11 protein-coding genes are annotated in these 12,473 nt (G+C 59.7%); 7 read left to right on the forward strand and 4 right to left on the reverse strand.

The genetic code is table 11. The features are described 5' to 3' along the window. Positions 1-29 precede the first annotated feature (29 nt). Positions 30-1,490: a mannitol dehydrogenase family protein gene (locus tag JZY08_RS22245; RefSeq protein WP_216331731.1), complete on the reverse strand. Its 1,461-nt coding sequence runs from the start codon at positions 1,488-1,490 to the stop codon at positions 30-32. Positions 1,491-1,600: 110 nt separating this feature from the next. Beyond that, the gene (locus JZY08_RS22250; RefSeq protein ID WP_216331732.1) at positions 1,601-2,275 is read right to left on the reverse strand and encodes a GntR family transcriptional regulator; all 675 of its coding nucleotides are present in this window, start codon (positions 2,273-2,275) and stop codon (positions 1,601-1,603) included. Between the two features lie 277 nt (positions 2,276-2,552). Between JZY08_RS22250 and JZY08_RS22255 the strand changes: the two genes are divergently transcribed. Beyond that, the gene (locus JZY08_RS22255) at positions 2,553-3,671 is read left to right on the forward strand and encodes a mandelate racemase/muconate lactonizing enzyme family protein (protein WP_216331733.1); all 1,119 of its coding nucleotides are present in this window, start codon (positions 2,553-2,555) and stop codon (positions 3,669-3,671) included. A 187-nt stretch (positions 3,672-3,858) separates the two neighbouring features. Here JZY08_RS22255 and JZY08_RS22260 read toward each other — a convergent pair whose 3' ends face one another. Both JZY08_RS22260 and JZY08_RS22265 read right to left on the reverse strand, forming a co-directional pair. Continuing rightward, positions 3,859-4,881 carry an LLM class flavin-dependent oxidoreductase gene (locus tag JZY08_RS22260; RefSeq protein WP_137039442.1) on the reverse strand — a complete coding sequence of 341 codons (1,023 nt, stop codon included), beginning with the start codon at positions 4,879-4,881 and terminating at the stop codon, positions 3,859-3,861. Positions 4,882-5,015: 134 nt separating this feature from the next. After that, a complete protein-coding gene (locus tag JZY08_RS22265) occupies positions 5,016-5,933 on the reverse strand; it encodes a LysR family transcriptional regulator (protein ID WP_082185078.1) in 918 nt (305 codons plus the stop codon). Positions 5,934-6,166: 233 nt separating this feature from the next. On the opposite strand from JZY08_RS22265, the gene JZY08_RS22270 reads away from it, so the two are divergent. The 6 genes from JZY08_RS22270 (at position 6,167) to JZY08_RS22295 (ending at position 12,462) form a co-directional block, all read left to right on the forward strand. Continuing rightward, positions 6,167-7,375: an ABC transporter substrate-binding protein gene (locus JZY08_RS22270; protein ID WP_216331734.1), complete on the forward strand. Its 1,209-nt coding sequence runs from the start codon at positions 6,167-6,169 to the stop codon at positions 7,373-7,375. Between the two features lie 29 nt (positions 7,376-7,404). Then, positions 7,405-8,190: an ABC transporter ATP-binding protein gene (locus tag JZY08_RS22275; RefSeq protein WP_216331735.1), complete on the forward strand. Its 786-nt coding sequence runs from the start codon at positions 7,405-7,407 to the stop codon at positions 8,188-8,190. Position 8,191: 1 nt separating this feature from the next. After that, positions 8,192-8,893 carry an ABC transporter ATP-binding protein gene (locus tag JZY08_RS22280; RefSeq protein WP_216331736.1) on the forward strand — a complete coding sequence of 234 codons (702 nt, stop codon included), beginning with the start codon at positions 8,192-8,194 and terminating at the stop codon, positions 8,891-8,893. Between the two features lie 2 nt (positions 8,894-8,895). Then, positions 8,896-9,783, forward strand: coding sequence for a branched-chain amino acid ABC transporter permease (locus JZY08_RS22285; protein WP_082185075.1), 888 nt, complete (start codon positions 8,896-8,898; stop codon positions 9,781-9,783). A 1-nt stretch (position 9,784) separates the two neighbouring features. Continuing rightward, positions 9,785-10,792 carry a branched-chain amino acid ABC transporter permease gene (locus tag JZY08_RS22290; protein WP_035243012.1) on the forward strand — a complete coding sequence of 336 codons (1,008 nt, stop codon included), beginning with the start codon at positions 9,785-9,787 and terminating at the stop codon, positions 10,790-10,792. A gap of 74 nt (positions 10,793-10,866) precedes the next feature. Further along, on the forward strand, positions 10,867-12,462 hold the full coding sequence (locus JZY08_RS22295; RefSeq protein ID WP_216331737.1) for a GMC family oxidoreductase: 1,596 nt from the start codon (positions 10,867-10,869) through the stop codon (positions 12,460-12,462). Positions 12,463-12,473: the final 11 nt, after the last annotated feature.

Here is a 12,473-nt window from a genome sequence, read left to right on the forward strand (position 1 = left end):
GATTTCCGGCCTGTTCTTTTTTCAGGACTTCAAAAATCAGCGATGGCGCCGAGCGCGCCATTTTCCCGAATATTGCGATAAGCGGCCTTCAGGGTTGAGACGAAGGTCTCGTTTTCAGGAAGGTCCTCGCCAAATGTGCGCCCGAAGGTGAGAAAACGGTCGACGACGGCATCGGGCGACATTGTCAGTTGGTCCGGGGCATCCCATTCCTTGAAAGCAGGATCGAGAATGGTGATCAGTTGACCCTTTTCATCCCTGTCCGCGCAGGACCTGATCCACAGGGCGACCGCGAAAATGACGGTCCTGCTTTCGGCCTTCTCTTCCAGCAATTCGCGCAAGGGGGCGAGAATGCGCAACGGCACCTTCTGCGAGGCATCGGAGGCAATCTGCATGGTCTTGTGTTGCAGCGAAGGATTGGCGAAACGCTCCCGCAGGCCGTCCGCGAATTCCGCGCCGTCGACGGCGGGGTCGAGTGTTCGGTTGATCTCGCGCCAATAGGCATCGATGAAATCGCGCACGGGCTTTTCGCCCCAGGCATCGGCCACCGTCGCAAGGCCGGCGATCTGGCCGATGGCGGCGATGGCGCTATGGGAACCGTTCAGCATTCTGAGCTTCATATGTTCATATGGCTCGACATTGCCGACGAATTCCACGCCCGATTTTTCGAGCGCCGGCCTTCCATGCGGAAAATTGTCCTCGATGACGAAGCGGAAATAGGGTTCGGCCACCACTGGCCAGGCATCGCGCGCACCAAGTGCTGCGGATATCGAATGCCGATCCTCATCCGTCGTCGCGGGAACGATCCGGTCCACCATCGAGCAGGGGAAAGCAATATTGGTCTCGATGAATGCTGCCAGTTCCTTGTCCGCAAGGCTCGCAAATTCCAGCAGCAGCTTTCGCAGCACATGCCCGTTGGCCGGCAGGTTGTCGCAGGACAGAAGCGTCAGCGGGAGGGAGCCTTCAGCGCGCCTGCGCCGTGTGGCGGCAAGAATGAAACCGAAGATGGAACGCGGCCGGTCCGGATGGTCGAGATCATGGAGAATATCGGGATGATCGCGCAGCAGGCTTCGGGATGCGAGATTGGTCAGATAACCCTTCTCCGTCACCGTCAGCGTCACGACAAGGACACGCGGATCGGAGAGCCGTTCCACCAGCCGTTCGGGGTCCTCAGGTGCGACGATGGTTTCGAGGATGGAGCCGATGACGCGCAGGCGCTCGCTTTCTCCATCGCGCAGGCAGAAGGTGTAGAGATTGTCCTGCGGCTCTATGGCGTCGCGGGTGTCCGGGCTTCTGAGCGATGCGGCGACAATGCCCCATTGCGTCTCGCCGCGGTTGAGGCAATCGTCGATAAAAACCGCCTGATGCGCGCGGTGAAAGGCGCCGACGCCAAGATGCACGATGCCCGGCGTGACCTTCTGGCGGTCATAGGCAGACGTTGCGACGGATTGCGGCAGGCGAGGCAGGGTGGCAGCGGAAAGCCGGTCTGTCATCGATGCGACTTTCCTGTCCGAAAAGAAAAATCCGTGGCACACGCCACTGGAATTGCGGCGTCCGGGTTTTCGCCCATCATGTCATCCCCTCCCATTATAGTCTGAATAGATCAGGCCCGGGCCTCTTTGAACAGCCGCACCTGACGCAGCGTATTCTGCCGGCTGCGCTCGAGATGCCGCCAGAGCGCATCCACGATCTGTGCCTTGCTGCCGGCGGCAATGGCATCGGCAATATTCTGGTGTTCCTCAACCGAGCGGGCGTAATCGCCCAGAATCGACACGAAAACCGTGTGGGTCTGGTCGAGAATGCGCTCATGCGAACCGGAGATGACCGGAATGCGCGCGGCCGAAACAAGGGCCGTGTGAAAGCTGCGATCGTAAAAAAGCGCCTTCGACAATTCGTCGAGTGTCGGGCCTTTGGCAAATTCGCGATGTTTCGCAAGACTTTCCAGAAGCTGCGCATGCAGCGCCCGGTCCAGTTGCCCGGCATCGAAAGCCACTTCCACGGCACCTTTTTCCAGCAGCATTCTGGCGGCGTAGAGTTCCTCCACGTCCTCCACCGTAAAATCACGCACCACCATGCCGCGCCGGGAGGAATTGACCACCAGCCCGTCCGCCTCGAGTTTCAGGCAGGCTTCCTTGACCGGCGTGGGGCTGATGCCGAGATCGGCGGCAAGCTCATTGGGCAGCAGGCGCTCGCCGCCGCGCAATCTGCCGCTGACGATGCGTGCCCGCAATTCCTGATGCGCCTGTTCGGCGAGTGTGACTTTGACCAGCGTGTTCATGGAAACATCATCGCTCAGCTTTACGAGGCAGACAATGGTCAAATATTAAAAATAAAAAATTTTTTATTTTACAATGGTCGTTTTTCCGTTAGCTCTATCGGTCATCGGAAGCTGGCTGCTGGAGGAGGGCGGTCTGGCATTCCCCTGAAGGGCGCTCCTGCGGTTAATGACTGCGGGGTGAGGATTTTCCGGCGGCCAGCCGTCGGGCTTCGATCAGGAAGGGGCATCCGTTTATTCCTCCTCAAAGGCCGCTCAAGCGTCGAGGAACTGACCGATCATGAAAATAACCGCTGTCGAACCTTTCATCCTGCATCTGCCGCTGACCTCGGAGTCGATTTCCGATTCCACACACAGCATCACTCACTGGGGCGTTGTTGGCGCAAAGATCACGACGAGTGATGGCCTGGAGGGCTACGGCTTCACCGGCACCCATGCACATTTGCCATCCGACAGGCTGATCACATCCTGCATCAGCGATTGTTATGCGCCGCTTCTGGTGGGTGAGGATGCCTCCGATCATTCGCGGCTGTGGACGAAACTTGCCCGTTATCCCGCGTTGCAATGGGTCGGCAGGGCGGGGATCACACATCTTGCGCTGGCCGCCGTGGACGTGGCGCTCTGGGACCTGAAGGCGAAAAAGGCGGGTGTTCCGCTCTGGCATTACCTTGGCGGCGCGCGCACGGCCGGAGTGGAAGCCTATAATACCGATATTGGCTGGCTTTCCTTCACTCTGGAAAATCTGCTGGCTGGCAGCACCAAGGCGGTGGAGGAAGATGGCTTCACCCGCTTGAAGTTCAAGGTCGGGCATGACGATCCGAATATCGACATTGCGCGGCTTGCAGCCGTCCGCAAACGCGTCGGCTCTTCCGTCAGGATTGCGATTGACGGCAATGGCAAGTGGGACCTGCCGACCTGCCAGCGCTTCTGCGCGGCGGCGAAGGATCTGGATATCTACTGGTTCGAGGAGCCACTCTGGTATGACGATGTCACGAGCCATGCGCGGCTGGCGCGGAATACGTCCATTCCCATCGCGCTCGGGGAGCAGCTTTATACGGTGGATGCGTTCCGCTCATTCATCGATGCGGGTGCGGTTGCCTATGTCCAGCCGGATGTGACCCGGCTCGGCGGCATCACCGAATATATCCAGGTCGCCGATCTCGCGCTCGCCCATCGCCTGCCCGTCGTGCCGCATGCCGGCGAGATGAGCCAGGTGCATGTGCATCTGAGCTACTGGCATCCGGCCTCGACCATTCTCGAATATATTCCGTGGATCAAGGATCATTTCGAAGAACCGATCCATGTCCGCGACGGCGTTTACAAGCGGCCCGAGCTTCCGGGCGCCAGCACCACGCCGCTGGCGGAAAGCTTCGCCCGTTACGGCAAGTCGGTAAAATGAGCAGCGGTACACAGTCCAGATTTTAAGGAGGGGAAAGCCTGTACTCCGTCATGCCGGACTTGATCCGGCATCCAGCCACGGCGCGTCCGCGCCGTGAAAGGACTCTCTTGCTATCAAAGACTTGATCGCGCTGGACCCCGGATCAAGTCCGGGGTGACGGAGTGCGGGTGATGCAATTCTGCCAAATTTAGCGCCAGCCAAGTGCGGGCGCCACCTGCTTGAGGATCGTCTCGATCACATGGGCGTTGTAGTCCACGCCCAGCTGGTTCGGTACGGTGAGGAGCAGCGTGTCGGCCTCGGCGATGGCCTCGTCGGCTTTCAACTGTTCGATCAGTTTTTCAGGCTCGGCGGCATAGCTGCGCCCGAAGATCGCGCGCGTCTTGTCGTCGATATAACCGATCTTGTCATCGCCCTCGTTGCCGTAACCGAAATAGGACCGGTCGCGATCGTTGACGAGAGCGAAGATGCTGCGGCTGACCGACACACGGGGTTCGCGGCCGTGCCCGGCTTCCTTCCAAGCCTCCCGGAAGGTGCGGATTTGCTGCGCCTGCTGGACATGGAAAGGCTCACCCGTCTCATCCGTCTTCAGGGTGGAGCTTTGCAGGTTCATGCCAAGCTTTGCCGCCCACACTGCCGTGGCGTTGGAGCTGGAACCCCACCAGATGCGCTCGCGCAGACCTTCGGAATGTGGCTCCAGCCGCAAAAGACCGGGCGGGTTGGGGAACATCGGTCTCGGGTTCGGCTCAGCGAAACCTTCGCCCTTCAGCAGTTCGAGGAAGACCTCGGTATGCTGCCGCGCCATATCCTCTTCGCTCTGGCCTTCGGCCGGGCGGTAACCGAAATAACGCCAGCCGTCGATCACCTGTTCCGGCGAACCGCGGCTTATGCCGAGCTGCAGGCGACCGCCCGCTATGAGATCGGCAGAACCTGCATCTTCGGCCATGTAGAACGGGTTTTCATAGCGCATGTCGATGACGCCGGTGCCGATCTCGATGCTCTTCGTTCTGGCGCCGACCGCCGCGAGCAGCGGGAAGGGGGAAGCCAGCTGGCGGGCGAAATGGTGCACGCGAAAATAGGCGCCGTCGGCGCCCAGCTCTTCCGCGGCGACGGCAAGGTCTATCGATTGCAGCAGCGTGTCCGCAGCCGAGCGGGTCTGCGACTGGGGCGAGGGCGTCCAGTGTCCGAAGGATAAAAATCCGATCTTTTTCATGATGACCTTCCAAATGTTGGAGGACGCGGCCGTTTGAGCCGGCGTCGTTGTTGTCAGTCATATAAGCAACCGCGCACATCCTCCAATGCGCCACCCGTAGACAGGGTGTCGCCGAAATGTGAACGATGGCCGTTTCAGGCAATCGTCCTGCGGTCGAGGATGAAGAGATTTTCGTGGGCGCGCGCCGTGGTAAGAATGAAGTCCATCAGGGAGCGGACACGCGGCACATTGGCAAGGTCCTGATGGCTCGTCAGCCAGTAACCCCGCCGCAGTTCCACTTCACCGGCAAGCACCATCTGCAGATCGGGGAAGCGCGCGGCAATGAAGTTCGGCAATATGCAAAGGCCACGGCCGCTCAGCGTTGCGGTCAACTGCGCGAAAATGCTCGATGACTGGAAGTTGGGCCTGAGGCCCGGCAGCACATCACGCATATAGTCGAGACCCGGCGAGAAGATGAGGTCCTGCACGTAACCGATAAAGAAATGATCGGGTAAGTCTTCGCGCCGCGTGATTTTTGGATGTCCGGCGAGATAGGATCGTGATGCGTAGATATGCAGCGTGTAGTCGATGATCTGTTCGTTGATATAGGGACCGGCTTTGGGCGGATCGAGCGTGACCGCCACATCCGCCTCTTTTCTCGACAGCGCCATGATCTGCTGGATCGTCACCATCTCCACCATGATGTGCGGATGGGTGATGGCGAAGTCCTTCAGTCTCTCCACAAAGAAAAAATTGGAAAAACCTTCAGGCGCGCTGAGCCGCACCACGCCACGCAGCAGGCTGCCGCTTTCGGAAATATCCGACTGCAGCCTTTCCGCTTCGGCCTCGATGCGCTCGACGGTATCGACCAGACGCCGCCCGACCGTCGTCAGTTCATAACCGCGCGGGTTTCGCTCGAACAGCTTGGTTTTAAGCGAGAATTCCAGCCGGTCGATATGGCGGGAGACGGTGGCGTGGCTGGTGCGCAGGCTTCTGGCTGCCGATGAGAGCTGCCCGGTGCGGGCCACGGCCAGAAAATATTGCAGGTCATCCCAGGTAAAAGGCGTGGCCAATTCCGTCCCCCATTGCGAGTTCTGTTCAAAAATGAACAGTTCCTGTTCGCAATTTGATGATGCCCTGCTCTTGTGTCAACGACCGAATTCGAGAACTCTAGGCTCAGGATGCACCGCTTTGAGGAGGGCGGTGTGACCATTCGGGTGCAATGGCGAAAAACTCCGCCATGCGGTTTCGTTCACCGTTGCACAGACCCATCTGAGGCTCGCAATCATCTCTGGGAGGAGAAGTCATGCGCAAGAGTATCGTTTTATCCACGGCCATGGCACTGGCCGCGGGCACCGCCGCCTATGCTGCCGAGATTTCCGACGGCAAGGTCAAGATAGGCATCCTGAACGACCAGTCGGGCGTCTACGCCAACTTCGGCGGCAAGTACTCTTATGAGGCCGCGAAGATGGCGGTTGAGGATTTCGGCGGCAAGGTGCTGAATGCGCCGGTTGAGGTAGTGACCGCCGACCACCAGAACAAGGCGGATGTCGCGTCCAACATCGCCCGGCAATGGTATGACACGGAACAGGTCGACTCCATCATGGAGTTGACCTCGTCGTCGGTGGGTCTGGCCGTGCAGGCGCTCTCCAAGGACAAGAAGAAGATCACCGTCAACACGGGTGCGGCAACGACGGAGCTGACGGGCAAACAATGCAGCCCCTATGGTTTCCATTGGGCATACGACACCTATTCGCTCGCAGTCGGCACCGGCGGCGCGCTGGTGAAGCAGGGCGGCGACAGCTGGTTCTTCCTGACCGCCGACTACGCCTTCGGTTATTCGCTGGAAGAAAACACTGCCAATTTCGTCAAGGCCAATGGCGGCAAGGTGCTGGGCTCCGTGCGCCATCCGCTGGCGACGACTGATTATTCCTCCTTCCTGTTGCAGGCGCAGTCATCAGGCGCAAAGGTCATCGGCCTTGCCAATGCGGGTCTCGATACCTCCAATGCCATCAAGCAGGCGGCCGAATTCGGCATCGTGGCGGGCGGCCAGCGTCTTGCGGCCCTTCTCTTCACGCTTGCCGAAGTGCATGGCCTCGGCCTCGAGGCAGCCCAGGGCCTGACGCTGACGGAAGGCTTCTATTGGGACCGCGACGATGAATCGCGCAAATTCGGCGAACGGTTCAAGGAGCGCACCGGCGCCATGCCGAACATGGTGCACACAGGCACTTATTCCGCCGTCCTGCACTATCTGAAAGCCATCGAAAAGGCCGGGACGGATGATGCCGACGCCGTTGCCAAGGCCATGAAGGAAATGCCGGTCAACGACGTTTTCGCCAAGGACGGCCATGTGGCAGCGAACGGCCGTATGATCCACGACATGTATCTCATGGAGGTGAAGAAGCCGGATGAGAGCAAGCAGCCGTGGGACTATTACAAGGTGCTTGCCACGATCCCCGGCAAGGAAGCCTTCATGGACCCGGCAAAGAGCGGTTGCCCGCTGGTGACCCAATAAAAGACAGATGCAATAAAGGGGAAAGTTTCATGACGATCGCTCCCGCCCCTGCCGGGCAGGCCGAACCTCGCGTCGTTCTTTCGGCGCGTGGTCTCACCAAGACCTTCGGTGCATTCGCAGCTGTGAAAAACGTCGATCTCGACGTGCATCATGCCCGCGTGCATGCGCTGATCGGTCCGAACGGCGCTGGCAAGACTACGGTCTTCAACCTGTTGACCAAGTTTCTCCAGCCGACAGGCGGGGCGATCACCTTCATGGGAACGGACATAACAAGGACGCCACCAGACAAGGTGGCGCGTCTCGGCCTCGTCAGGTCGTTCCAGATATCGGCGGTGTTTCCGCATCTGACGGTTCTGGAAAACGTGCGGGTGGCGTTGCAAAGGCCCAACAGCCTTGCAACGCAGTTCTGGCTGCCGCTCTCTTCGCTCGACAGGCTGAACGCCCGTGCCGAGGAACTGATCGCCATGGTCGGTCTGACGCGGGAAAAACATGCGCTTGCGGCCGATCTTTCTTACGGCCGCAAGCGGGTTCTGGAAATCGCAACCACGCTTGCGCTTGATCCAAAGGTTCTGCTGCTGGATGAGCCGATGGCCGGTATGGGCGGGGAAGATGTCTCGCATGTGGCCGAACTCATCCGCGAGGTGGCCAAAACCCGCGCGGTGCTGATGGTCGAACACAATCTCAAGGTCGTGGCCGATATCTGCCACCACGTCACGGTCCTGCAACGCGGTGAAATTCTGGCGGAGGGCGATTATGCCGCCGTTTCCGCCGATCCGCGTGTGCGCACGGCCTATATGGGCACGGAGGAGGCTTGATATGGCGGCAATGCTCGAAGTCTCCAACCTGAAATCCTGGTACGGCGAAAGCCAGGCGCTGCACGGCGTCGATCTGACCGTCGGCGAAGGTGAAACCATCACCATTCTTGGCCGCAATGGTGTGGGCAAGACCACGACGCTGCGCACCATCATGGGCATCATCCGCAACCGCAAGGGTTCCATCAAGCTCGGCGGCAAGGATATGATGCCGGTGCCGCTGCATCGCACGGCAAAATACGGCATCGGTTTCGTGCCGGAAGAGCGCGGCATCTTCGCGACGCTGAGCGTCGAGGAGAACCTGAAGCTGCCGCCCGTCGTCGCATCCGGCGGCATGACGCTCGATGAAATCTACGAGCTGTTTCCCAATCTTTATGAACGTCGGGCGAGCCCCGGTACGAAGCTCTCCGGCGGCGAACAGCAGATGCTGGCCATGGCGCGCATCCTGCGCACCGGGGTCAAGGTTCTCCTGCTCGATGAGCCGACCGAGGGGCTTGCACCTGTTATCGTGCAGCGCATCGGCGAGGTGCTTAAGACACTGAAAAGCCGGGGCATGACCGTTGTTCTGGTCGAGCAGAATTTCCGCTTCGCCAGCCGCATCGCGGATCGTTTCTACCTGATGGATCATGGCCAGATGGTCAGCAATTTTCCGGTGAGCGAGCTTTCCGACCGCATGGGCGAACTCAATAAAGTGCTGGGGGTTTAACGATGACGATGCTCTTCGGCGTTCCAATTCAGGCTCTGCTCGGGCAATTGCTGATCGGCCTCATCAACGGGTCGTTTTATGCCCTGCTGTCGCTCGGCCTTGCCGTCATTTTCGGCCTGCTGCGTGTCATCAATTTCGCCCATGGCGCGCAATATATGCTCGGCGCTTTCGTCGCCTTTCTCGGACTGCAATATTTCGGCATCAGCTTCTGGGTGGCGCTGGTGGTGACGCCGCTGGTCGTGGCGCTCCTTGGCGCGATCGTCGAACGCCTCATGCTATCCAGGCTTTACGATCTCGATCCGCTCTACGGGTTGCTCTTCACCTTCGGCTTGGCGCTGGTGGTTGAAGGCACGTTCCGCTGGCTTTATGGCGCTGCCGGCCAGCCCTATTCGGTTCCACCGCAGCTTGCCGGCGGCACCAATCTCGGCTTCATGTTCCTGCCGAATTATCGCGCTTTCGTCGTCGTCATCTCGCTGGTCGCCTGCCTTGCCACCTGGGCGCTGATCGAAAAGACGCGGCTCGGCTCCTATCTGCGCGCGGCGACGGAAAATCCGACGCTTGTGCAGGCTTTCGGCATCAACGTGCCGGTGCTCCTGACGCTGACCTACGCGCTGGGTGCGGGCCTTGCCGGGTTCACCGGGGTTCTCGCCGCGCCGATCTATCAGGTCTCGCCGCTGATGGGCACCAACCTCATCATCGTCGTCTTCGCCGTTGTCGTGGTCGGCGGCATGGGTTCGATCATGGGCGCCATCGTGACCGGCTACATGCTCGGCATCGCCGAAGGCCTGACCAAGGTGTTCTACCCGGAGGCGTCCAACATCGTCATCTTCGTCATCATGGCCTTTGTGCTGCTCATCCGCCCCGCCGGACTTTTCGGAAAGGACGCCTGATATGTCCAAAGCCACCCATAGCCCCACTGCCGGCGCGATGCCGCAGGCGCAGGTTTCAACGACCGCCGCAACCATCAAGACCGTGCTCATACTGGCTGGTCTCGTCGTTTTGATCGCCGCGCCGATGTTCGTTTATCCGATCTTTCTGATGAAGCTGCTTTGCTTTGCGCTGTTTGCCTGCGCCTTCAATCTGCTGATCGGTTATACCGGGCTGCTGTCCTTCGGCCATGCGGCGTTTTTCGGCGGTGCAGCCTATTTCACCGCCTATTCGGTGAAGGAATGGGGCGTGACGCCGGAGATCGGCCTTGTCATCGGCATGGCGGGTGCGGCCCTGCTCGGTCTCGTCATCGGCTTTTTCGCCATTCGCCGTCAGGGCATCTATTTCGCCATGATCACGCTGGCGCTGTCGCAGATGTTTTATTTCTTCTGCCTTCAGGCGCCGTTTACCCATGGTGAGGATGGTCTGCAGGGCGTGCCGCGCGGCCATCTCTTCGGTCTTCTTGATCTTAATGCGCCGCTGAATATCTATTATACGGTGCTGGCCTTTTTCGTGCTCGCCCTTCTCGTCATCTGGCGTTTCGTCAATTCACCCTTCGGCATGATCCTGAAATCCATCCGCGAAAACGAGCAGCGCGCCATTTCGCTGGGTTACAGCGTTCAGCGCTACAAGCTCGGCGCCTTCGTCATGTCGGCGACGCTGGCTGGTCTTGCGGGCGGCCTGAAGGCGCTGGTCTTCCAGTTCGCGACGTTGACCGACGTGACCTGGCAGATGTCCGGCGAGGTCATTCTGATGACCCTGCTTGGCGGCATCGGCACCATGATCGGCCCGATCTTCGGCGCGGGCCTCGTCGTTACCTTGCAGAACTATCTCGCGACATCGGATTTTCCGGTCACCATCATCACCGGCCTCGTTTTCATGGCCTGTGTCCTGGTGTTCCGGCGCGGATTGATCGGTGAATTTTACGCTTCGCGGCTGGGGCGAAAACTGGGCTTTCAACACCGCGGCTAGAATTTTTTTACAACAAGCAAAAGGCCTCTCCTGCGTCCCGGGCGACGCGGCAAGGGCGCCGCATGGAGAAGAGCATGGGCGAATATGACTATATCGTCATCGGAGCGGGGAGTGCCGGATGCGTTCTCGCCAACCGCCTTTCGAAAGATCCGAACCACCGCGTCTTGCTGCTGGAGGCCGGCGGCAACGATAATTATCACTGGATCCATATTCCGGTCGGTTATCTCTATTGCATCAACAATCCGCGCACGGACTGGTGTTTTAAGACGGCGGAAGAGCCGGGGCTTAACGGCCGGTCATTGATCTATCCACGCGGCAAGGTTTTGGGCGGCTGCTCTTCCATCAACGGCATGATCTATATGCGTGGCCAGGCGCGGGACTACGATGTCTGGCGCCAGCTTGGCTGCGAGGGCTGGGGCTGGAACGATATCCTGCCCTATTTCATGAAGTCTGAGGATTTCTATCGCGGCAAGAGCGACATGCATTCCACCGGCGGCGAATGGCGGGTGGAGAAGGCACGCGTGCGGTGGGACGTGCTGGACGCTTTCCAGAAGGCGGCGGGCGAGGCGGGCATTCCCGCGACGGATGATTTCAACCGGGGCGACAATGAAGGTGCCGGTTATTTCGATGTGAACCAGCGCGCCGGCTGGCGCTGGAACACGGCCAAGGCCTTTCTGAAACCGGCGCTTGGCCGCAAGAATTTGACAGTCATGACCAAGGCCCATGTCAAGCGTCTCATCATCGAGGAGGGCCGGGTCACGGGCGTCGAGTTTCATCATGACGGTGTCCTGAAAAAGATGCGCGCGCGCCGCGAGACGGTGTTGTCCGCAGGAGCGGTCGGCTCGCCGCATGTTCTGGAACTTTCCGGCATTGGCCGGGGTGACATCCTGCAGGCAGCCGGTATCGATACCGTGGCGGAAGTTCAGGGTGTGGGCGAGAACCTGCAGGACCATCTGCAATTGCGCATGGTCTACAAGGTCTCCGATGTTCTCACGCTGAACGAAAGGGCCTCCACCCTGTTCGGCAAAGCGAGGATCGGCCTCGAATATGCACTGACCCGCTCCGGGCCGATGTCGATGGCGCCGAGCCAGCTTGGCGTCTTCACCCGCTCCTCGCCGGAAAAGGAGACCGCGGATCTGGAATATCATGTCCAGCCGGTTTCTCTCGACAAGTTCGGTGATCCGGTTCACACTTTTCCGGCCATTACGGCAAGTGTTTGCAATCTGCGGCCGGAAAGCCGCGGCTCAGTGCATGTGAAAGGACCGGATTTCGCCATGCAGCCGGAAATCCGCCCGAACTATCTTTCAACGGAAGGCGACCGCCAGGTTGCCATCGATTCCATGCGGCTGACGCGCCGCATCGTCTCCCAGCCGGCCTTTGCCCGGTTCAAGCCGCAGGAATACCGGCCCGGCCCGTCTTTCGAAAACGACAACGATCTTGCCAAAGCGGCAGGGGATATCGGCACCACGATCTTCCATCCCGTCGGCACGCTCCGCATGGGATCGGACGCCGAAAGTGTCGTCGATACGCGACTGAAATTCCGCAGACTTGCCGGCTTACGCGTCGCGGATGCCTCCATCATGCCGAGGATCACGTCCGGAAACACCAATTCGCCGACGATCATGATTGCCGAAAAGGCCGCCGACATGATCCTTGCGGATAATCGTTAAGAGGAGCGTTC

The sequence above is a fragment of the Rhizobium sp. X9 genome, from assembly GCF_018873185.1.
Classification (GTDB): Bacteria; Pseudomonadota; Alphaproteobacteria; order Rhizobiales; family Rhizobiaceae; genus Agrobacterium; species Agrobacterium oryzihabitans.